Origin of the sequence: Streptomyces sp. NPDC102360 (assembly GCF_044766085.1) — a bacterium.
Lineage (GTDB): Bacteria > Actinomycetota > Actinomycetes > Streptomycetales > Streptomycetaceae > Streptomyces.
The window spans coordinates 426,142-445,887 of sequence record NZ_JBIWLG010000001.1 but is presented as its reverse complement, the minus strand read 5'-3'; the positions used below and the strand labels follow the sequence as shown (position 1 = coordinate 445,887).

Genomic DNA, 19,746 nt, shown 5'->3' with positions numbered 1-19,746 from the left:
TGCGGGGTCCGGGCACGGTCGACACCGCGCCGACCGTGCCCGGCCCCGGACACGACACAGCACAACGCCCGCACGGCGTTCACCGTGCGAGCCGGCTGACGGAGGTGCGCTGAATGGACTTCGGAATCAAGGGACGCGTCGCGCTGGTCGCCGCCTCCACCGGTGGTCTCGGCCGCGCGGTCGCCGAGGCGCTGGCCGCCGAGGGTGCCCGGGTCGTGGTGAGCGGGCGGCGGGGTGAGCGGGCGGCCGAGGTCGCCGCCGGGCTGCCGGAGGCGGTCGGGGTCGCCGTGGATCTGCGGACGCCCGACGGACCCCGGCAGCTCGTCGACGCGGCGCACGAGGCGTACGGGGCGCCGGACATCGTGGTGCTCAACGGTCCTGGCCCGCCGCCGGGCACCGCCGCGGACACCAGCGGCGACGCGTACGCGGCCGCCTTCGACACCCTCTTCCTGGCCCAACAGCGGCTCGTGGAACTGACGTTGCCCGCCATGCGCGCGAAGGGCTGGGGGCGGGTGCTCGCGGTCGGCTCCAGCGGGATCGCCGCGCCGCTGCCCGGACTCGCCGCGTCGAACGCCGGACGGGCCGCGCTCGCCGCCCACCTCAAGACCCTCGCGGCAGAGGTGGCGGCGGACGGGGTGACGGTGAACCTGCTGCTGCCGGGGCGCATCGGCACCGCGCGGGTGGCGGAGCTGGACACGGCCAAGGCCGCGCGGCTCGGGAGCACCCCCGAGGACGTCGCGGCGCGGTCACGGGCCACGATCCCGGCGGGCCGCTACGGGGAACCCCACGAGTTCGGCGCGGCAGCCGCGTTCCTGTGCTCGGCGCCTGCCGCGTACATCACGGGGACGGCGCTGCGCGTCGACGGCGGGCTGGTGCGCGGCCTGTGAAAGCAGGCCGGCTCAGCCGGTGTGCGCCTCCCGCGACGCTCGGATAGTGGGGCGGTGGCCGCGTTCCGGCACACGTACCGCAGGCACCGCGGCGGGCGCGGAAGGACGGGTACTGCCCCGGGGCCGACCCCGAACCGACGGCGTCGGCCCTCTCAGCCCCGCACCACCCCGATGAGTTCGCTGACCGTGCGCACCATCGCCTCGCGCGCCACCTTGAGGTACTTGCGGGAGTCGACCGCTTCCGGGTGTGCGGTGAGGAACTCGCGAATGGCCGCGGTCATCGCGATGTTCAGGGCGGTACCCACGTTGACCTTGGCGATGCCACCGCGGACGGCCGCCGCCAGTTCGTCGTCGGGCACGCCGGACGAGCCGTGCAGCACCAGCGGCACGTCGAGGCCGTCCGCGAGCCGCTTCAGCAGGTCGTGGTCGAGCATGGCGGTGCGCGTGGTCATCGCGTGCGAGGAGCCGACCGCGACGGCGAGCGCGTCCACGCCCGTGTCGGTGACGTAGGCGCGGGCCTCGCCGGGGTCGGTGCGGGCGCCGGGCGCGTGCGCGTCCAGGGGCGGCTCGCCCGCCTTGCCGCCGACCTGGCCCAACTCGGCCTCCACCCACAGCCCGCCCGCGTGCCCCCAGTCGGCGGCGGCGCGGGTCGCGGCGAGGTTCTCGTCGTAGGGCAGGCGCGCGGCGTCGTACATCACCGAACCGAACCCGGCGTCCGCGGCCTGCCGCAACAGTTCGTCGCTCTGTACGTGGTCCAGGTGCAGGCCGACGTCGACGCGCGCCCCCTCGGCCGCCGCGACCGCGGCGCGGGCAAGCGGCAGGAGGCGGCCGTAGCGGTAGCGGACGGCGTTCTCGCTGATCTGGAGGATGACGGGGGCGTCGGCGGACTCGGCGCCCGCGACGACGGCCTCGATGTGTTCCAGGGTGATCACGTTGAACGCGGCCACGGCGCCGCGCCGGGCCGCCGCCGCGCCCACGAGGGTCCCTGTTGCTGCGAGGGGCACTGCCCCTCCCTTCTCAAGAGCCTTGCGGGACGGGTCAGTTGGCGTCGAGGATCACCGAGCGGGTGAGGTGGCGCGGGCGGTCCGGGTCGAGCTCCCTGCGGGCCGCGACGGCGACCGCGAGGCGCTGGGCGCGGACGAGTTCGGCCAGCGGGTCGAGGCGGCCCTCGACCCAGAGCCCGCCGGTCGCGGCGACCTGCTCGGCGAGCCCATCGGGCGCCTCGCCGAGCATCCACGTCGCGGTGCCGGAGGTGGTGATGCTGATGGGGCCGTGGCGGTACTCCATCGCCGGGTAGGCCTCGGTCCACGACAGGGACGCCTCGCGCATCTTCAGCGCCGCCTCGTTGGCGAGGGCGACCGTCCAGCCGCGGCCGAGGAAGGTGAACTGCTCGCACTCCACGAGGCCTTCGGGCAGCGGTTCGGCGAGCGCCGTGCGCGCGTCGGCGACCGCCTGCTCGGGGTGCAGGCCCAGGTGTGCGCGCAGGAGCGTGAGGGCGGTGGTGGCGAAGCGGGTCTGGACGACCGACTGCTCGTCGGCGAAGTCGAGGACGACCAGGTCGTCGGCGGCGTCCGCGATCGGGGTGGCCGGGTCGCCGGTGATCGCCGTGGTGCGGGACCTGCCCCGGTGGGCGGCGAGGAGGTCGAGGACCTCGGTGGTGGTGCCGGACCGGGTCAGCGCGATCACGTGGTCGTAGGAGCGGCCGGCCGGGAACTCCGATGCCGCGAACGCGTCGGTCTCACCCTGGCCCGCCTGCTCGCGCAGCGCGGCGGCGGCCTGCGCCATGAACCACGAGGTGCCGCAGCCGACGATCGCCACCCGCTCCCCCGCGGCGGGCAGCGCCGCCTTGTGCCGGGTGGCGAGCCCCGCGGCCCGCGTCCAGCACTCCGGCTGGCTGTTCAGTTCGTTCTCGACGTGGCTCTGCTTCTGGGTGTCGCTCATGCCGTGCCCCCACTCCGCGATTGGTCACGCCTCTGGGGGCGCGCTCACTGATTGCGTGTTCCTGCAAGATATAGCCAACTTTCGCGCACAATCAAGCATTCGTGCGCATGCCAGTTAAGGTCGTGCCCGTCGGACGAATCTGAACCGAACCCGAACCGAACGACGAGTTGGAGCCGCCGATGTCCCGCGACGCCCGCTGGAAGTCCCTCCTGGAACTGCTCGTCGAGCGCGGGCGCCTGGACGTGGAGGACGCGGCGAGCGAGCTCGGCGTCTCGGCCGCGACCATCCGCCGCGACTTCGACGGGCTCGCCGAGCAGCAGATGCTGGTGCGCACCCGCGGCGGCGCCGTCGTGCACGGCGTCAGCTACGAACTCCCACTGCGCTACAAGTCCGCGCTCGGCGCCGCCGAGAAGCAGCGCATCGCCAAGGCCGTCGCCGAACTCCTCACCCCGGGCGAGGCGGTCGGACTCACCGGCGGCACGACCACGACGGAGGTGGCGCGGGCGCTCGCCGTCCGGCCCGATCTCGCGTCCGGGACGCCCGCGCTGACGATCGTCACGAACGCGCTCAACATCGCCAACGAGCTTGCGGTGCGGCCCCAGTTCAAGATCGTGCTCACCGGTGGGGTCGCGCGCCCGCAGTCGTACGAGTTGATCGGCCCGCTCGCCGACGGAGTGCTCGGCCAGGTCACGCTCGACACGGCGGTGCTCGGCGTCGTCGGCCTCGATGTCACGCACGGCGCGTCCGCGCACGACGAGGCGGAGGCGGCGATCAACCGGATGCTGTGCGAGCGGGCGGAGCGGGTGGTGGTCGCGGCCGACTCCAGCAAGCTGGGCCACCGGGCCTTCGCGCGGATCTGCGACGTGACGCAGGTGGACATCCTCGTCACGGACACGGCGGCGGACAAGGCGACTCTGGGACGGTTCGAGGAGGCGGGGGTGCGGGTGCTCACCGTGTGACCGGGGTGCGAGTGCCCACCGTGTGACCTACACACACCTGCGGGCAACCCCTTGTTCGGCCACGGAGTCGCGCTCTAACCTGACTTTGTGTCGCTACTAAACAAACTCGGGTCCGTCAGCGCCGACGACCCCCGCGCCGCGTCCCTTGCCCGGCTGCGCCTGGCCATCACCGCGTTCTTCGCGCTCGACGGCTTCGTCTTCGCGGGCTGGGTGGTGCGCATCCCCGCCGTGAAGGAGCAGACCGGGGCGTCCGCGAGCGAGCTGGGCCTCGCGCTGCTCGGTGTATCGGCCGGCGCTGTCATCACGATGATGCTGACCGGACGGCTGTGCCGGCGCTTCGGCTCGCACGCGGTGACCGTCGCGTGCGGCGTGCTGCTCCCGCTGACCGTGATCCTGCCGCCCCTCACGCACTCGCCCCTCGCGCTCGGCCTCGTCCTGCTGGCGTTCGGGGCGGCGTACGGCGGCATCAACGTGGCGATGAACAGCGCCGCCGTCGACCTGGTCGGCGCCCTCGGCAGGCCGATCATGCCGAGCTTCCACGCCGCGTTCAGCCTCGGCGGGATGGTCGGCTCGGGCCTCGGCGGCCTGGTCGCGGCGCACCTGACACCCACCAAGCACCTGATGGCGATCGCGGCGCTCGGCCTGATCGTCACCGCGTGCGCCGCCCCGACGCTGCTGCGCCACCCGGCGCCGGTCCCCGCGGACCGCACGCCCCGGAACGGCGGACGCGAGCCGGTCCGCATCGACGGCCGCACCCGTCTCCTCGTCCTGGTCTTCGGCCTCATCGCGCTGTGCACGGCGTACGGCGAGGGGGCGCTGGCCGACTGGAGCGCGCTGCACATGGAGCAGGACCTGCACGCCCACCCGGGCATCGCGGCGGCCAGCTACTCGTGCTTCGCGTTCGCCATGACGATCGGCCGGCTCACCGGCACGACCCTGCTCGAACGGCTCGGCAGGACCCGGACGCTGGTGGCCGGCGGACTGACCGGCGCGTTCGGCATGCTGCTCGGCTCGCTGGCGCCCACGGTGTGGCTCGCGCTGATCGGCTTCGCGATCACCGGGATCGGCCTCGCGAACCTCTTCCCCGTCGCGATCGAACGGGCCGGGGCGCTCGCCGGGCCCACGGGCGTCGCGGCCGCGTCCACGCTCGGCTACGGCGGCATGCTGCTCGGCCCGCCCGCGATCGGCTTCATGGCGGACTGGTTCTCGCTGTCCGCGGCCCTGACGAGCGTGGCGCTGCTCGCCGCCGTCGCCGCCACGATCGGCTTCGCGACACGGCACGTGGCGACGAACTGAATCAATCGGCTTGCATGGGTGCGCACTTCGGGCGGCAGACTCAGCCCATGCAGATTGCCGAACACATTCGAATGGTCGACGAAGAGGGCCGGTTGCTGGCCGCGGCCGCCACGGAGGCGGGCGTCGACGCCAAGGTGTCGACGTGCCCCGGCTGGCAGGTGCGCGATCTTCTACGCCACCAGGGTGCGGTGCACCGCTGGGCGACGTCGTACGTGGCGGAGGGGCTCCAGAAGCCGCACGGCATGGAGGACCGCTCCGACCTGGACGGCGCCGACCTGCTCGACTGGTACCGCGACGGCCACCGGCAGCTCGTCGACACCCTCACGAACGCTCGGCCCGACGTGGAATGCTGGGCCTTCCTCCCGGCCCCCTCACCGCTGGCGTTCTGGGCGCGCCGCCAGGCGCACGAGACGACGGTGCACCGCGTGGACGCGCAGTCGGCCCAGGCGCGGATCGGCGGCGAGGAACCCACCAGCATCACCCCGGAGTTCGCGGCCGACGGCATCGACGAGCTGCTCACCGGTTTCCATGCCCGGACGCGCAGCCGGGTCCGCTCGGACGTGCCCCGGACCCTGCGCGTACGGGCCACCGACGCCGGCCCCGACGCCGTATGGACGGTGCGCATCACGCAGGATCCCCCGGCCACCGAGCGCGGCGCCTCGGGCGAGGCGGAGTGCGAACTGGCCGGTCCAGCGGCGCGCTTGTACCTGGCGCTGTGGAACCGGCTGCCGTTCCCGGACGTGCGCGGCGACGCCACACTCGCCGCGCTCTGGCGGGAGAACTCAGGGGTCTGACCTCACCGGCTCGGCTGGTGCGGTACTGCCCCGTCGTGGCGGGTGCGATGCTGCGCCAGCCGTCCGACGACCGCGGCGGCCGCGCCCAGCACGAGGGCGATGCCGCCACCGACGACGCCGTTCCCGGTACCGGGTCCGCCGTCGGCGAGGGCCAGATTCAGGACGCCGATCACCACGGCCATCAGGCCGGCGGCCTGCGCCGTGACGGCGTACCTACGGTCGGCACGGGCCAACGCCAGGCCTGCGACGATCACTCCGATGAGTCCGATCAGCGCGGCGGACGTGGCCCACACGCGGTCGGCGGTGAGCGTGGTGGAGTCGACCTCGGCCGCCTGAGCCGAGACCAGCGCGGACTGTACGGACAGCAGACCTGACATGGCGGTTCTCCTTCGCCTTGTGTGCGTTCGCCTTGGGTGCGTTCACCTTCGGTGCGTTCGCCTTCGGTACGTTCGCCTTCGGTACGTTCGCCTTCGGTACGTCCCGAGTTGACGCTTCGAGCATGTCGCCGGGGCGCGGCGGCCGTCGTCCAGCAGCCGCGGACTCTTCGGACTGCGCCCGGCGCCGCAGTTGACTACCGCGGGCGCGGTAGTCCCCCGGCCGCTGCCGCCACTGCGGTAGTCCGCCGATCATCCGTACGCAGGGTCCGCGCAGGGCCTCCCGCGGCTAGATTGCGCGCATGGGCACCGAACGGCTCGCTGTACGGGCGGGCGTCAGGGACGCAGTGATCGCCGTCGGCGTCGCGGCGATGCTGCTCGCCGCCGCGCTCTCCGGCGACCGTCCCGACACGCCACTCGAACTCGTGGGCTGCGCCCTGCTGTTGGTCGGCGGTCTGGCGCTCTTCGCCCGCCGCCGGGCCCCGGTCGCCGTCCTCGCGGTGACCGGCCTGTGCGCGGTCGGGTATCAGGCGACCGGCGTCGACGTACCGGTCGTGGCCTATCTGTTCGCGGTGTACGCCGCGGTGCGCGAGGGCCACCGCACGAGCACGGCGGTGGCGTCCGTGGCCGTCCTGGCGACCCTCCCCTTCGCCTATCTGGTGTCCCCGCACGGCACTTCGGTGGGAGACGCGTTCACACACTCGCGCGGCGCCCTCGAACTGGGCTGGCTCGTCGCCGCCGCCGCCGCGGGGGAAGCGCTGCGGCAGGCCGAGCGGCGGGCGGACGAGGCGGAGCGCACGCGAGAGGAGACCGCGCTGCGGCGTGCCGACGAGGAACGGCTGCGCATCGCGCGCGAGTTGCACGATTCGCTGACCCACCAAATCTCGATCGTGAAGCTGCAGGCCGAGGTCGCCGTGCACGTGGCGCACAAGCGCGGCGACCGGGTGCCGGAACCTCTCCTGGCGATCCAGGAGGCGGGCCGCGAGGCGAGCCGGGAGCTGCGGGCGACCCTGGAAGCGCTGCGGGACGACGACACCCGCCCGCCGCACACCCTCGACGACGTACCGGAGTTGGTGAAGCGGGCCGGTACCGGCGGCCTGGAGACGAGGCTGACGACGGAGGGCCGCCCGCGCGATGTGCCGGCCGCCGTCCAGCGCACCGCCTACCGCATCGTCCAGGAGGCACTGACGAACGTCGCCCGGCACGCCGCCGCCCGCACCGCCGAGGTCACCGTCGACCACCGCCCGGACGCCCTCGTCCTGCGCGTCGACGACGACGGCCTGGCCTCACCGGACGCCGCCCCGCTGCCCGGCATCGGCCTGCTCGGCATGCACGAACGCGTCACCGCGCTCGGTGGCACCCTGCGGGCGGAGCCGCGCGCCGAGGGCGGTTTCCGGGTCCTGGCCGAACTTCCCGTGGAGCGCACACCATGAGCGGCACGCACACCACAGGCGGGGAGCACACCATAGGCGGGGAGCACACTATGACCGAGGCTCCGGGTACGATCCGCGTCCTCCTCGTCGACGACCAGCCGCTCATCCGCAGCGGGTTCCGCGCGCTCCTCGACCTGGAGGACGACATCGAGGTGGTGGCCGAGGCCGCCGACGGCGAGCAGGGGCTGGCGCTCACCCGGCGGCATCTTCCCGACATCGTGCTCATCGACATCCGGATGCCGGTCGTCGACGGCATCGAGGCGACCCGCCGCATCGCCGCGGACCCGGCGCTCGACCAGGTGCACGTCGTCGTCCTGACCAACTACGGCCTGGACGAGTACGTCTTCGACGCGCTGCGGGCCGGCGCCGCGGGCTTCCTGGTGAAGGACATCGTGCCGCAGGACCTCCTGCACGCGGTGCGGGTCGCGGCGCGCGGCGACGCGCTGCTCGCGCCGTCGATCACCCGCAAGCTGATCGACAGGTACGTCACCCAGCCCCCGCATCCGGGCCTGGCGAAGGGCCTCGAGGAGCTGACGAACCGTGAGCGGGAGGCGGTCGTCCTGGTCGCCCACGGGCTCCCCAACGACCAGGTCGCCGAGCGTATGGTGATCACGCCGCTGACCGCGAAGACGCACATCAACCGGGCCATGTCCAAGCTCCGCGCCCGCGACCGCGCCCACCTCGTGGTGCTCGCCTACGAATCCGGCCTGGTGGCCCCGCGGGGTCCCGCGTGACCTGGTGCCTGTCGTGTGGATCAGGCCGGGCTCAGCCCAGCCACCCCGGCCGCACAAGGCCCGACTCGTAGGCGCGGACGACCAGTTGGGCGCGGTCGCGGGCGCCCAGCTTCACCATCGTGCGGCTCACATGGGTCTTCGCGGTGAGCGGGCTGACGACGAGGCGACGGGCGATCTCCTCGTTGGACAGGCCGATGCCGACGAGCGCCATCACCTCCCGCTCCCGCTCGGTCAGTTCGGCGAGCGGGGCCGCGGCCTCCGGCTCCTTCGAGCGCGCCGCGAACTCGGCGATCAGGCGCCGGGTGACACCCGGCGAGAGGAGCGCGTCGCCGTGCACGACGGCCCGTACGGCGCGCAGCAGTTCGTCCGGCTCGGTGTCCTTGACCAGGAACCCGGAGGCCCCGGAGCGGATCGCCTCGAAGACGTACTCGTCGAGTTCGAAAGTGGTGAGCATGACCACCTTCACCGCCTCCAGGTCCGCGTCCTCGCCGATCCGGCGGGTCGCCGCGAGGCCGTCGAGCAGCGGCATGCGGATGTCCATGAGCACGACGTCGGGGCGCAGTTCGCGCACCAGGCGCACCGCCTCCTCGCCGTCCGCGGCCTCGCCCGCGACCTCGATGTCGTCCTGCGCGTCGAGCAGCGCCCTGAACCCCGCGCGGACGAGCGACTGGTCGTCGGCGAGCAGTACGCGGATCACTCCGGGGCCTCCTGAGGCGTGGTGGTGAAGGGCAGGCGGGCGACGACGCGGAAGCCTCCGTCGGCGCGCGGGCCCGCCTCGATCGTGCCACCGAGGGCGGCGGCGCGCTCGCGCATTCCGGCGAGCCCGTTGCCGCTGCCGCCCGCCTCGACGCGGGTCGCGGGCCCGTCGTCGTCGACGGTGAGCGTCATGGCGGCGTCCCCGTACGACAGTTGTACGCGCGCGTGGCGTGAGCCCGAGTGCCGTACGACGTTGGTGAGCGCTTCCTGCACGATGCGGAACGCTGCGAGGTCGGCGCCCGGCGGCAGCGCGGCCCGCGCCCCCTCGGTGCTGACGTCGACGGTGAGGCCCGCGCCCGCGGCCTGGTCGACGAGTTCCGGGAGGCGGTCGAGGCCGGGTGCGGGTGCGCGGGGCGCGTCGCCGGGGGTCCGGAGGGTGTCGAGAACCTGCCGCACCTCGCCCAGCGCCTCCTTGCTCGCGCTCTTGATGGTGGTCAGCGCGGTACGTGCCTGTTCCGGGTCGGTGTCGAGCAGGGCGAGACCGACGCCCGCCTGCACGTTGATCACGGAGATGGAGTGGGCGAGCACGTCGTGCAGTTCGCGGGCGATGCGCAGGCGTTCCTCGTCGGCCCGCCGCCTGGCCGCCTTCTCCCGCTCCACGCGCGCGTGCTGCCACTGTTCGCGCCGCACGCGCGCCAGTTCGGCGATCGCCATCACCGCGAGCACCCAGGCCGCGACGATGCCCTCCTCGCCCCATCCGGCGGGCCCGTCGCCGGGCGGCGGCAGATACGCGTACAGCCAGTGCCCGATGAGCAGATGCCCCGCCCAGAGCACCCCGGCGGCCGCCCACGCCGCCCACCGGCGCCCCGCGACGATCGCGGAGAAGCACGCGAGGGCCACGAGCAGGAACACGGGGCCGTACGGATACCCGGCGCCCAGGTACACGGTCACGCACGCCGCCGTCCCGAACGCGACAAGCACGGGATACCGCCGGCGCCACAGCAGCAGGGCGCCGCCGGCCAGCATCAGCAGCCGCGCGAAGACGTCCAGGTCGGCGCGCTCGCCCGCCTGCCCGTGCGCGGCGAAGTTCGTCCCCACGAGCACGAACGCGGTGACGAGCAGCGTGGACCGCCACGGCCACGCCCCGTCCCCCGTACCGGGGCCGCTCCCCCACCGGGCGCGCAGCCACGGTGGGCCGTCCCACTGCGGGGGCGGCCCACCGTCTCGTACGCGCTGCTCGTCCATGCCGCCACGCTAAGCGCCGGGGGCCGCGTCGGGCGTCCGCCGTGCGAGGTGATCACGCGTACTTCCCGAGGAGTACGGCTACGCGTCCGCTGCAGTAGGGCTACGCGTCCGGCGGAGTACGGCTACGCGGCGAGCCCGACATCACGGGCCAGCCGCTCCACGGCGTGCGCGAAGAATCCGGAGCGGTCCTCGACGACCCGGTTGAACTGGCCGAACAGCTCGAAACCGATGAGCCCGAAGAGCTGCGCCCACGCGGCGACGAGCGCGGTCACCGTCTCCGGCGGCAGATCCGGCGCGAGGTCCGCGGCCAGCCGCTCGGCCTCGGGCCGCAGCGCGTCGGAGAGCGGGGGCGGCGTCACCGCACCGCCCTGGTGCGCGTCCCGGACGATCCCGATGAGCAGCTGTCCGACGCGGGCGGCGGCCCGGACGGTGCTGTCCGGAGCCGTGTACCCGGGCACGGGCGACCCGTAGATGAGGGCGTACTCGTGCGGGTACGCCAGCGCCCAGTCCCGCGCCGCCCCGCACACCGCGCCCCAGCGCTCGGTGGCCGAGGACGTCCGCACGAAGCCGACGTCGGCGCGCTCGGCGGCCGCGCCGATGGCGTCGTACGCGTCGATGATGAGCGCGGTCAGCAGGTCGTCGCGGCTGGGGAAGTAGCGGTAAAGGGCCGAGGAGACCATACCGAGTTCACGGGCCACGGCGCGCAGCGAGAGCTTGGCCGCGCCGTCCTCGGCGAGCTGTCTGCGCGCCTCGTCCTTGATGGCGGCGGTGACCTCCTGCCGGGCGCGGGCGCGGGCTCCTTGGGCGGCACTTTTGGTTCGTGGGGGTGTGCTGCGGCTCGTACTCATGGTCCGAGTGTTCCACGGATACGGAGCGGTGCACACATTTCGGTGCGCCGCTCAAATAAGAGAGCACCGCTCTTGCTTTGGATCACCGGACCGGTGCACACTGCTCTCAAGCGAGAGCACCGCTCACACTTTCCTGGAGGACCTCATGTCCGCGTCCGCGCACGTCCAGAAGCCCGGCTGGTTCACCGTGAACGTCATGAACCGGGCCGTGGCGTGGCTGACCCGCCGGGGCCTCAGCGTCTGGGGATCCCGCGTCCTCGCCGTCCGGGGCCGCAAGAGCGGTGAGTGGCGCACCACGCCCGTCAACCTCATGACGGTCGATGGCGAGCAGTACCTCGTCGCCCCGCGCGGCCACGTCCAGTGGACCCACAACATGCGGGCCGCGGGCGGCGGCGAACTGCGCCTGGGCAAGCGGGCCGACGCCTTCACCGCGGCCGAGGTCGGGGACGACGACAAGCCGGCCCTGCTGCGCGCCTACCTCAAGCGCTGGAAGGCGGAGGTCGGCGTGTTCTTCAACGGGGTGGGCCCCGACTCCCCCGAGGCCGAGCTGCGCCGCATCGCGCCGGACCACCCCGTCTTCCGCATCACGTTCAAATGACCTGCAGCGGCCGGGCGACCCTCAGCAGCCGGGCGACCCTCAGCGGTCGAGTGCCCCTCAGCGGTCGAGCCGCGACAGCGCCCGCCCCGCCATCGGGTGCGTCCGCACGAGCTCGCCCAGGGTGGACGAGCCCCGCGTGATCCTCGCGAACGCGTTCCACGCGGGGCGCACCGAGGTGAGCGCCGCGTGCAGCAGCCCCGGCTTGCGCTCGAAGAGCGCCAGCATGCTCTTGCCGACGGCCATTTCGACGCCGAGCCCGGCCTTGACGGCGAACGCGTAGTTCAGCGCCTGGCGCCGCGCGTCCACCGCATCGCGCGCCTCGGAGACGCGCACCGCCCACTCCCCCGCGAGCCGCCCCGAACGCAGCGCGAACGAGATGCCCTCCCGGGTCCACGGCTCCAGGAGCCCCGCCGCGTCCCCGCACACCAGGACGCGGCCGCGCGAGAGCGGCGAGTCGTCGGCCCGGCAGCGCGTCAGATGCCCGGACGAGATCGACGGCTCGAAGCCGGCGAGTCCGAGCCGCGCGATGAAGTCCTCCAAGTACCGCTTGGTGGCGGCGCCTTCGCCCTTCGCGGAGATCACGCCCACGGTGAGCGTGTCCCCCTTCGGGAACACCCACCCGTAACTGCCGGGAATCGGCCCCCAGTCGATGAGGACCCGCCCCTGCCAGTCATCGGCGACGCTCTGGGGGACGGGGATCTCCGCCTCGAGGCCGAGGTCGACCTGGTCCATCTCCACGCCGACATGCGCCCCGATCCGGCTCGCGCTGCCGTCGGCGCCGACCACGGCCCGCGCCAGGATCGTCTCGCCGTCCTGAAGGCCGACCGCGACGGTGCGCCGGTCGGGCACCGCGCTGCCGTGCTGCTCGACGCTGGTCACCGTGACACCGGTGCGCAGCTCGGCACCCGCCTTCTGCGCGTGCTCGACGAGCTGGGCGTCGAACTCGGACCGGTTGATGAGCCCGAACAGCATCTTCTTGGAACGCCTGGTGCGGGTGTACCGGCCGTTCAGGGAGAACGTCACCGCGTTGATGCGGTCCTTGAACGGCAGCACGAAGCCGGGCGGCAGCGCGTCCCGCGAAGGGCCGATGATGCCGCCGCCGCACGTCTTGTAGCGGGGCAGTTCGGCTTTCTCCAGGAGCAGCACCCGACGCCCCGCGCTCGCGGCCGCGTGCGCGGCGGAGGCGCCGGCCGGGCCCGCGCCCACCACGACGACGTCCCACACGCTCCCGGAGGGCCCGCCGTCGCCCGTGTCGTTGCCGTCCGTGCCGTCCGTCGCCGGATTCTCGCTGCTCACGATGGTCTGCTGCTCCCGTTTCGGCCATCTTGGAATGCCTGCCGCACCTGTCCCAGGCATCCTACGGCGGGCCGTGCGCGAGCCCTCTGTGGGAGGATCTTCCGCACACCCTGCACAACGTCGCACCTACGAGGAGCGTGCCCATGTCGCCGCATCCGATTGCCGAGACCGTCGCCTCGCTCATGCCGAAGGCCAAGGCGGAGCTGACCGAACTGGTCGCTTTCAAGTCGGTGGCGGACTTCGAGCAGTACCCGAGGAGCGAGAGCGAGGGCGCCGCCAACTGGGTCGCCGACGCGCTGCGCACCGAGGGTTTCCAGGATGTGGCACTGCTCGACACCCCGGACGGCACGCAGTCGGTGTACGGATTCCTGCCAGGACCCGAGGGCGCGCCGACGGTGCTGCTGTACGCGCACTACGACGTGCAGCCGACGCTGGACGAGGCGGCGTGGGTGACGCCCCCGTTCGAGCTGACGGAGCGCGCGGACGGCCGCTGGTACGGGCGCGGCTCGGCCGACTGCAAGGGCGGCGTACTCCTTCACCTGCTGGCGATCCGCGCACTGAAGGCGAACGGCGGGGTCCCCGTCAACGTCAAGGTGATCGCGGAGGGTTCCGAGGAGCAGGGCACGGGCGGCCTGGAGCGCTACGCCGAGCAGCACCCCGAACTGCTCACCGCCGACACGATCGTCATCGGCGACGCCGGCAACTTCCGTGTCGGCCTGCCCACCGCGACGGCGACCCTGCGCGGCATGACGCTGGTCCGCGTTCAGGTCGACACCCTCGAAGGCAACCTGCACTCCGGCCAGTTCGGCGGCGCCGCCCCGGACGCGCTCGCCGCCCTGGTCCGCGTCCTGGACTCGCTGCGCGCCGAGGACGGTTCGACGACCATCGACGGCCTGGACTCCGCCGAGTCCTGGGACGGCCTCCAGTACGACGAGGAATCCTTCCGCTCCGACGCCAAGGTGCTCGACGGTGTCGGCCTGATCGGCTCCGGCACGGTCGCCGACCGCATCTGGGCGCGCCCCGCCGTCACCGTCCTCGGCATCGACAGCCCACCGGTCGTCGGCGCGACGCCGTCCGTGCAGGCGGGCGCCCGCGCGCTGATCAGCCTGCGCGTCCCGCCGGGCGCCGACGCCTCGGAGGCCACGAAGCTCCTCATGGCGCACATCGAGGCGCACACCCCGTGGGGCGCCAAGGTCCTGGTCGAACAGGTCGGGCAGGGCCAGCCGTTCCGCGCGAACACCGCGAGCCCCGCGTACGCGGCACTGGCCGACGCCATGCAGCAGGCGTACGACGGCCAGGAGATGCAGTACGCGGGCCAGGGCGGCTCGATCCCGCTGTGCAACACGCTCGCCTCGCTCTACCCGGAGGCGGAGATCCTCCTCATCGGCCTCAGCGAGCCGGAGGCCCGGATCCACGCGGTCAACGAGTCGGTGTCCCCCGAGGAGCTGGAGCGCCTCTCGGTGGCGGAGGCCCTCTTCCTACAGAAGTACGCCGCCGCCAACTGACCTCGCACCACCCGTCTCTGCCCTGAGCCAAGTCGTACGCGGCTCGGGGCACGGGCCTCGTACGGTCGCGGCATGGACACCACCGACGCGTATCCGATCACCGGGACCATCGACGTCACGCCCCGGCTCCGGATGCTCCGGTTCGCCGTCGGGCAGGCCTACCTCTGGCGCGACGCGGCCGGGTTGACGCTCATCGACGCGGGTGCGGCCGGCGCCGCACACCCCATCGCCGAGGCCGTACGCGCGTGGGGGCACGAGCCCGGCGACGTACGGCGGATCGTGCTCACGCACTTCCACGAGGACCACGCGGGCGGGGCCGGGGAGTTCGCGCGGCTGAGCGGGGCCGAAGTGTTCGCGCACCGTCTCGACGCGCCGTATGTGCGCGGCGAGGCGGCGGGGCCCGGTCCGGTGTACGAGGACTGGGAGCGCCCCCTCCATGCCCAGGCGCTGTCCCAGCTCCCGCCGCCTCCGGCCGGCCCTGTGCTCCCTTACTACGTAAGGGAGTTGGACGACGGTGACGTGCTCGACTTCGGCGACGGGGCGCACGTGGTCGCGGCGCCCGGACACACCGAGGGGTCGATCGCGCTCCATCTCCCCCACCACGGCGTGCTGTTCACCGGCGACGCGATCGCGGTGTCACCACTGGACGGGCAGGTGATGCTCGGCGTGTTCAACCTCGACAAGGAGCGGGCGATCGCCTCCTACCGGCGGCTCGCTGCACTCGACAGCGATGTGGCCTGCTTCGGGCACGGCGATCCGGTGGTGGGCCGGGCGGGCGCGGCGCTGCGGGCGGCGGTGGCGCACGCTCACCCCACTGGCACCCCTGCCTCCAAGTAGTGGGCAGCGCCGCGTTCGCGCGCTCTGAGGGCCCAGCGCAGTCGCTCGAAACGCACGGGGGGCAGCAGCGCGGACGCCTCGCTCTCCGTCACGAACCGCCACGCGCGCAGCTCGGGGCCCGGCAGCAGCACTTCGCGCGCCCGCGAGCCCGCGAGCCGGCCGCCGTCGAAGAGGAGGCGCAGGCCGCCGTAGCCGGGCGGCGCGGGCGCCTCCCAGTCGACGACCAACAGCCGTGGCACGTCGTCGAGTTGGATCCCCGTCTCCTCCGCCACCTCACGCACCCCCGCGCGCGCGGGAGCCTCGCCGGCCTCGACGACCCCGCCAGGGAACTCCCAGCCGGGCTTGTACGTGGGGTCGACGAGCAGCACCCGGTCCTCGTCGTCGAAGAGCAGCACGCCCGCGGCCACGGTCTCGGCGGTGGGCTCGGGCGTCTGCACGATGTCGCAGGACGGCGCGTCCCCGGTGCGCAGGGCGGCGGCGATCCGCACGGCGGTCTCGTACGGGGACAGGGCGCCGCTGTCGACGGGGTAGGCGTCGGCGGCGAGCCAGCCGTCGAGTGCGGCCCGGTAGGGCTCGATGTCGGCAGGGGCCTCGCCAGCGGGGTCACGGGCGCGCAGGATCGTTTCCCCAGGAGCAAGGAGCACATGGCACACAGGAATCCGCCGGGCCGCGAGCCCACCGAAGACCTCGTCGCGGTACTCCTGGCGCAGCAGCCCCATCGGCACCACGAGGACGCCGCCCAGCTCGGCGAGGAGCGCCGCGGCGGTGTCGACGACGAGGCGCCGCCAGATCGGCAGGTCCTGATGGTCACTCACCTCGGCGAGACGCTTGGCGGGCAGCAGCCGCTCGAGCTCGCCTTCGATCACTTCGGGGTCGAAGAGTGTGCAGTCGGGGAGCAGGTCGATCAACTCCCGCGCCGCGGTGGTCTTTCCCGCGCGGGACGCCCCGTTGATCCAGACGATCACGGTTCCCCCTCATCCATCGGCCCCCTGTGGCTTGCCCGCAACACCCTGTCACGGAAACCAGCCGCTGATGAGGGGATCGATGTACACGCCAGCGACCTCACGGCCGACCGTGGGGCCCGCCGTACGCAGAGCCCGCCCACCGCCCAGGGAAGTCGCGGCAGGCAGGCTCTGCGTACCAGGCGGTCGCACGCCATGACACCGCCCGTGCGACTCCGGAGTATCGGGGGGAGCCCCGGAGTCGCGCACGGGAGACCCGCAGGACGGATGGCGCCCACCGCTGCCCGGCGGTCGACGACCGGCCCTGATCATGACCTCCCGCACTTTCTCCGAGACAGTCAAGCGCGCCCCGAGGACGGGCGACACCGTGTGCGCGCGGCCGGTGACGGTGCGGAGTTCACACGGGGGGTGCACGAAACACACGGGCAGCATCTCTAGCGCAAAAACCCTGGACGTCAAGCGATTTCGGGCCTATTCACCCCTTCAAGTGACGTAAGCCGCTTGTGAATCGTTACGCCACCACAGCGAGGGAAGCCTGCCACTAGCGTGATCGCCCAGGCACCCCGGACCCCGGTGGCCTCGTTCCGCCCGCCCGGTACCGCCTTCAGACCCGGCCGGGCACGTGACCCGGGGGGCCAGATGTTACAGAGTGGGCAACAGGACGGCGCTTTCAGCGCCTTCGGAACCATCGAGATCACGTCCGCATCCGAGGACGACGTACCCTCGCCCCGCCTGCGCACCGTCGGTGACTGCGTCGTGGTCGAACTCACAGGTGATATCGACATCCTGACGTTCCACCGGCTCTCTCCGCTGCTCAACTCGCTGGCCGCCGGGCCCTACCGCGTGGTGATCGTCGACCTGACCGCCAGCACGTTCTTCGACTGCTCCGGCCTCAGGCTGCTGGAGAGCGCCGCGCACAGGGCCCGCGAGCACGACGGCCGCGTCACCGTGGTCTGCCGCCACCGCCTCACCCTCCGCCTCATCGCACTGGGCGGCCTGACCGGGCTGCTGGCGCCGACCTGGACGGTGGGCGAGGCCCTGAGCCGGGACCGGCAACCGCCCGGATAGGGCCTGATCCACACGACAGGCCCCAGCGGACGACGGTGCGCCCGCCGGTGCCTCAAACCGCCTGCCGGCGCACCCCGTTCACGCCCGGGCCCACGCGCAGCGCCGCTGCCGCAGCGCCCACGAGACCGGCGTCCGTGCCGGTCGACGCCGGGGCCACCGTGAGGCCCTGCACGAACGACAGCGTGGCGTAGTCGCGCAGCGCGTGGCGCAGCGGCGTGAACAGGACGTCGCCGGACTTCGCCACGCCGCCGCCGATCACCGCGATGTCGATCTCCACGAGCGTCGCCGTCGCCGCGATTCCGGCCGCCAGCGCCTGCGCCGCGCGCTCGAAGGAGGCGGTCGCCACCGGGTCACCGGCGCGGGCCGCCCGCGCCACGGCGGCGGCGGTGGCGTCGCCGTCGGTCCCCGGCCGCCAGCCCTCGGCGAGGGCGCGGCGGGCGATGTTGGGACCGCTGGCGATGCGCTCGACGCAGCCGCGCGCGCCGCACGGGCACGGGTCGCCGTCGAGGTCGACGCTGATGTGGCCGATGTGCCCGGCGTTGCCTGTCGGGCCGGGGTGCAGCTCGCCGCCCAGGATCAGGCCGCCGCCGACACCGGTCGACACGACCATGCACAGCGCGTTGTCATGGCCCTGGGCCGCGCCCTGCCAGTGCTCGGCGGCCGTGATCGCCACGCCGTCGCCGATCAGCTCGACGGGCAGCTCGCCCGTCACCGCGCGAACCCGGTCGACCAGCGGAAACCCGCGCCAGCCCGGCACGTTGACCGGACTGACCGTGCCCCGCGAGCGGTCCACGGGTCCGGCGCTGCCGATGCCCACGGCGCGTACCCGCGGCCACAGGTCGGAGGCCGTCAGCTCGCCGAGCACCTCCTCCACCGCGCCCATCACCGTCTCGCCGTCCTCCTGCGCGAGGGTCGGCCGCTGCGCTCGCAGGAGGAGGCGGCCCCGGTCGTCCACAAGGGCACCGGCGATCTTGGTGCCGCCGATGTCGAGCGCGGCGACGAGGTCCATGTGCATCAGTGTCTGTTCCCCCGGAACGGCAGGTCGGATGGGCGGCTGCGGTCGGCAACCGATCAGTGGTGGACAGTCTCTCCCGCATCTGACAACGTTGTCCAGGCCCTATGCTCGACGCCACACGCCGGGACGACAGGACAGGACAGCGCACAGTGGACCGTACCGCCCGCCGCACCGAGAACCGCTACGGCAACCGACCGACGATGAAGGACGTCGCCGCGCGGGCCGGGGTCGGCCTGAAGACGGTCTCCCGCGTCGTCAACGCGGAGCCGGGTGTCACCGAGGACACCGAGCGCCGCGTACAGGAGGCGATCGCCGCACTCGGCTTCCGGCGCAACGACAGCGCGCGCGTCCTGCGCAAGGGGCGTACGGCGAGCATCGGACTCGTCCTGGAGGATCTGGCCGACCCGTTCTACGGGCCGCTCAGCCGCGCCGTCGAAGAGGTCGCGCGGGCGCACGGGGCGCTGCTCATCAACGGGTCGAGCGCCGAGGACCCGGAGCGGGAGCAGGAGTTGGTGCTCGCGCTGTGCGCGCGGCGCGTGGACGGCCTCGTCGTGATCCCCGCGGGCATCGACCACCAGTACCTGGCGCCGGAGATCGCGGCCGGTGTCGCGACCGTCTTCGTGGACCGGCCGGCCGGGAAGATCGACGCGGACGTGGTGCTGTCCGACAACTTCGGTGGCGCGCGCGACGGCGTCGCCCACCTCATCGCCCAGGGGCACCGCCGGATCGGCTTCATCGGTGACCAGCCCCGTATCCACACGGCGGTCGAGCGTGTGCGCGGGTACCGGGCCGCCATGGAGGATGCCGGGCTCGCCGTCGCCGACCGGTGGGTCTCGCTCGGTGCCACCGAACCCGAGCGGGTGCGGCGCGCGGCCGAGGACATGCTCACGGGGCCCGATCCGGTCACGGCGATCTTCTCGGGCAACAACCGTGTGACCGTCACCGCGATCCGCGTCCTGGCCGAGCGCGAGCGGCCCGTCGCCCTCGTGGGCTTCGACGACATCGAGCTGGGCGACCTGCTGAAGCCGGGCGTGACGGTGGTGTCGCAGGACGCGGCGCAGCTGGGCCGCACGGCGGCGGACCGTCTCTTCCTGCAACTGGACGGGGCGGCGCTGCCGCCCGAGCGGATAGAGCTGACGACACGTCTGATCCAGCGCGGCTCGGGCGAACTGCCGCCGGCGGACTGAGCGGGGACGGGCCGGGGCGGCTCAGTGCCGGTGCGGCCCCATCAAGCCCCTGCGGCGATTGAGCAGGCGGC

General features: G+C 73.2%; 20 protein-coding genes. 11 read left to right on the top strand and 9 right to left on the bottom strand.

Features of this window, described 5'->3' with window-relative positions:
• The first annotated feature begins 113 nt into the window (after window positions 1–113).
• The gene (locus tag ACIRHA_RS02015; protein ID WP_403838816.1) at window positions 114–887 is read left to right on the top strand and encodes an SDR family oxidoreductase; all 774 of its coding nucleotides are present in this window, start codon (window positions 114–116) and stop codon (window positions 885–887) included.
• 152 nt (window positions 888–1,039) lie between these two features.
• Here the strand turns inward: ACIRHA_RS02015 and ACIRHA_RS02010 are convergent, their stop codons facing one another.
• Window positions 1,040–1,891 (bottom strand): class II fructose-bisphosphate aldolase, encoded by an 852-nt coding sequence (locus ACIRHA_RS02010; RefSeq protein WP_403838814.1) that lies wholly within the window; start codon window positions 1,889–1,891, stop codon window positions 1,040–1,042.
• A gap of 34 nt (window positions 1,892–1,925) precedes the next feature.
• Entirely contained in the window at window positions 1,926–2,828 is a 903-nt protein-coding gene (locus ACIRHA_RS02005) for an SIS domain-containing protein (RefSeq protein WP_403838812.1), read from the bottom strand.
• A 179-nt stretch (window positions 2,829–3,007) separates the two neighbouring features.
• Between ACIRHA_RS02005 and ACIRHA_RS02000 the strand changes: the two genes are divergently transcribed.
• The 3 genes from ACIRHA_RS02000 (at window position 3,008) to ACIRHA_RS01990 (ending at window position 5,877) form a co-directional block, all read left to right on the top strand.
• The gene (locus ACIRHA_RS02000) at window positions 3,008–3,787 is read left to right on the top strand and encodes a DeoR/GlpR family DNA-binding transcription regulator (protein ID WP_403838810.1); all 780 of its coding nucleotides are present in this window, start codon (window positions 3,008–3,010) and stop codon (window positions 3,785–3,787) included.
• Between the two features lie 87 nt (window positions 3,788–3,874).
• On the top strand, window positions 3,875–5,083 hold the full coding sequence (locus ACIRHA_RS01995; protein WP_403838808.1) for an MFS transporter: 1,209 nt from the start codon (window positions 3,875–3,877) through the stop codon (window positions 5,081–5,083).
• A 47-nt stretch (window positions 5,084–5,130) separates the two neighbouring features.
• A complete protein-coding gene (locus tag ACIRHA_RS01990; protein WP_403838806.1) occupies window positions 5,131–5,877 on the top strand; it encodes a maleylpyruvate isomerase family mycothiol-dependent enzyme in 747 nt (248 codons plus the stop codon).
• A 2-nt stretch (window positions 5,878–5,879) separates the two neighbouring features.
• On the opposite strand, the gene ACIRHA_RS01985 is transcribed toward ACIRHA_RS01990, so the two are convergent.
• A complete protein-coding gene (locus ACIRHA_RS01985; protein ID WP_403838804.1) occupies window positions 5,880–6,254 on the bottom strand; it encodes a DUF6223 family protein in 375 nt (124 codons plus the stop codon).
• A gap of 299 nt (window positions 6,255–6,553) precedes the next feature.
• Between ACIRHA_RS01985 and ACIRHA_RS01980 the strand changes: the two genes are divergently transcribed.
• Together ACIRHA_RS01980 and ACIRHA_RS01975 are read left to right on the top strand one after the other, a co-directional pair.
• Entirely contained in the window at window positions 6,554–7,684 is a 1,131-nt protein-coding gene (locus ACIRHA_RS01980) for a sensor histidine kinase (protein ID WP_403838802.1), read from the top strand.
• A gap of 50 nt (window positions 7,685–7,734) precedes the next feature.
• Window positions 7,735–8,418: a response regulator gene (locus tag ACIRHA_RS01975; RefSeq protein WP_403838800.1), complete on the top strand. Its 684-nt coding sequence runs from the start codon at window positions 7,735–7,737 to the stop codon at window positions 8,416–8,418.
• Window positions 8,419–8,449: 31 nt separating this feature from the next.
• Here the strand turns inward: ACIRHA_RS01975 and ACIRHA_RS01970 are convergent, their stop codons facing one another.
• The 3 genes from ACIRHA_RS01970 to ACIRHA_RS01960 all read right to left on the bottom strand — a co-directional run bounded on the left by ACIRHA_RS01970 (window position 8,450) and on the right by ACIRHA_RS01960 (window position 11,207).
• Window positions 8,450–9,115 carry a response regulator gene (locus tag ACIRHA_RS01970; protein WP_403838798.1) on the bottom strand — a complete coding sequence of 222 codons (666 nt, stop codon included), beginning with the start codon at window positions 9,113–9,115 and terminating at the stop codon, window positions 8,450–8,452.
• On the bottom strand, window positions 9,112–10,359 hold the full coding sequence (locus tag ACIRHA_RS01965) for a sensor histidine kinase (RefSeq protein ID WP_403838796.1): 1,248 nt from the start codon (window positions 10,357–10,359) through the stop codon (window positions 9,112–9,114). The genes ACIRHA_RS01970 and ACIRHA_RS01965 overlap by 4 nt, the downstream gene beginning before the upstream one ends.
• Window positions 10,360–10,481: 122 nt before the next feature.
• Window positions 10,482–11,207 carry a TetR/AcrR family transcriptional regulator gene (locus ACIRHA_RS01960; RefSeq protein WP_403838794.1) on the bottom strand — a complete coding sequence of 242 codons (726 nt, stop codon included), beginning with the start codon at window positions 11,205–11,207 and terminating at the stop codon, window positions 10,482–10,484.
• A 145-nt stretch (window positions 11,208–11,352) separates the two neighbouring features.
• Here ACIRHA_RS01960 and ACIRHA_RS01955 point away from each other — a divergent pair, with 145 nt between their 5' ends.
• A complete protein-coding gene (locus ACIRHA_RS01955) occupies window positions 11,353–11,805 on the top strand; it encodes a nitroreductase family deazaflavin-dependent oxidoreductase (protein WP_403838792.1) in 453 nt (150 codons plus the stop codon).
• A 57-nt stretch (window positions 11,806–11,862) separates the two neighbouring features.
• On the opposite strand, the gene ACIRHA_RS01950 is transcribed toward ACIRHA_RS01955, so the two are convergent.
• Window positions 11,863–13,101: a geranylgeranyl reductase family protein gene (locus tag ACIRHA_RS01950; protein ID WP_403838790.1), complete on the bottom strand. Its 1,239-nt coding sequence runs from the start codon at window positions 13,099–13,101 to the stop codon at window positions 11,863–11,865.
• Between the two features lie 143 nt (window positions 13,102–13,244).
• On the opposite strand from ACIRHA_RS01950, the gene ACIRHA_RS01945 reads away from it, so the two are divergent.
• Window positions 13,245–14,606 carry a dipeptidase gene (locus tag ACIRHA_RS01945; RefSeq protein ID WP_403838788.1) on the top strand — a complete coding sequence of 454 codons (1,362 nt, stop codon included), beginning with the start codon at window positions 13,245–13,247 and terminating at the stop codon, window positions 14,604–14,606.
• 72 nt (window positions 14,607–14,678) lie between these two features.
• Window positions 14,679–15,443, top strand: coding sequence for an MBL fold metallo-hydrolase (locus ACIRHA_RS01940; RefSeq protein ID WP_403838786.1), 765 nt, complete (start codon window positions 14,679–14,681; stop codon window positions 15,441–15,443).
• Here ACIRHA_RS01940 and ACIRHA_RS01935 read toward each other — a convergent pair.
• Complete coding sequence (locus tag ACIRHA_RS01935) at window positions 15,413–16,408, bottom strand: NUDIX domain-containing protein (RefSeq protein WP_403838784.1); 996 nt, start codon at window positions 16,406–16,408, stop codon at window positions 15,413–15,415. The two genes, ACIRHA_RS01940 and ACIRHA_RS01935, sit on opposite strands and share 31 nt — an antisense overlap.
• A gap of 636 nt (window positions 16,409–17,044) precedes the next feature.
• Here ACIRHA_RS01935 and ACIRHA_RS01930 point away from each other — a divergent pair.
• The gene (locus ACIRHA_RS01930; protein ID WP_403838782.1) at window positions 17,045–17,473 is read left to right on the top strand and encodes an STAS domain-containing protein; all 429 of its coding nucleotides are present in this window, start codon (window positions 17,045–17,047) and stop codon (window positions 17,471–17,473) included.
• A gap of 52 nt (window positions 17,474–17,525) precedes the next feature.
• Here the strand turns inward: ACIRHA_RS01930 and ACIRHA_RS01925 are convergent, their stop codons facing one another.
• Window positions 17,526–18,488 carry an ROK family protein gene (locus ACIRHA_RS01925; protein ID WP_403838780.1) on the bottom strand — a complete coding sequence of 321 codons (963 nt, stop codon included), beginning with the start codon at window positions 18,486–18,488 and terminating at the stop codon, window positions 17,526–17,528.
• Between the two features lie 149 nt (window positions 18,489–18,637).
• On the opposite strand from ACIRHA_RS01925, the gene ACIRHA_RS01920 reads away from it, so the two are divergent.
• Window positions 18,638–19,675, top strand: a complete 1,038-nt coding sequence (locus ACIRHA_RS01920; RefSeq protein ID WP_403838778.1) for a LacI family DNA-binding transcriptional regulator — start codon at window positions 18,638–18,640, stop codon at window positions 19,673–19,675.
• Window positions 19,676–19,746 lie beyond the last annotated feature (71 nt).

Excerpts from the sequence above, each read along its gene's own strand:
- ACIRHA_RS01925 (WP_403838780.1), bottom strand. The coding sequence starts at position 18,488 with ATGCACATGGACCTCGTCGCCGCGCTCGACATCGGCGGCACCAAGATC.
- ACIRHA_RS01930 (WP_403838782.1), top strand. The coding sequence starts at position 17,045 with ATGTTACAGAGTGGGCAACAGGACGGCGCTTTCAGCGCCTTCGGAACC.
- ACIRHA_RS02015 (WP_403838816.1), top strand. The coding sequence starts at position 114 with ATGGACTTCGGAATCAAGGGACGCGTCGCGCTGGTCGCCGCCTCCACC.
- ACIRHA_RS01955 (WP_403838792.1), top strand. The coding sequence starts at position 11,353 with ATGTCCGCGTCCGCGCACGTCCAGAAGCCCGGCTGGTTCACCGTGAAC.
- ACIRHA_RS01985 (WP_403838804.1), bottom strand. The coding sequence starts at position 6,254 with ATGTCAGGTCTGCTGTCCGTACAGTCCGCGCTGGTCTCGGCTCAGGCG.
- ACIRHA_RS02000 (WP_403838810.1), top strand. The coding sequence starts at position 3,008 with ATGTCCCGCGACGCCCGCTGGAAGTCCCTCCTGGAACTGCTCGTCGAG.
- ACIRHA_RS01965 (WP_403838796.1), bottom strand. The coding sequence starts at position 10,359 with ATGGACGAGCAGCGCGTACGAGACGGTGGGCCGCCCCCGCAGTGGGAC.
- ACIRHA_RS01975 (WP_403838800.1), top strand. The coding sequence starts at position 7,735 with ATGACCGAGGCTCCGGGTACGATCCGCGTCCTCCTCGTCGACGACCAG.
- ACIRHA_RS01990 (WP_403838806.1), top strand. The coding sequence starts at position 5,131 with ATGCAGATTGCCGAACACATTCGAATGGTCGACGAAGAGGGCCGGTTG.
- ACIRHA_RS01945 (WP_403838788.1), top strand. The coding sequence starts at position 13,245 with ATGTCGCCGCATCCGATTGCCGAGACCGTCGCCTCGCTCATGCCGAAG.
- ACIRHA_RS02005 (WP_403838812.1), bottom strand. The coding sequence starts at position 2,828 with ATGAGCGACACCCAGAAGCAGAGCCACGTCGAGAACGAACTGAACAGC.
- ACIRHA_RS01960 (WP_403838794.1), bottom strand. The coding sequence starts at position 11,207 with ATGAGTACGAGCCGCAGCACACCCCCACGAACCAAAAGTGCCGCCCAA.
- ACIRHA_RS01940 (WP_403838786.1), top strand. The coding sequence starts at position 14,679 with ATGGACACCACCGACGCGTATCCGATCACCGGGACCATCGACGTCACG.
- ACIRHA_RS01980 (WP_403838802.1), top strand. The coding sequence starts at position 6,554 with ATGGGCACCGAACGGCTCGCTGTACGGGCGGGCGTCAGGGACGCAGTG.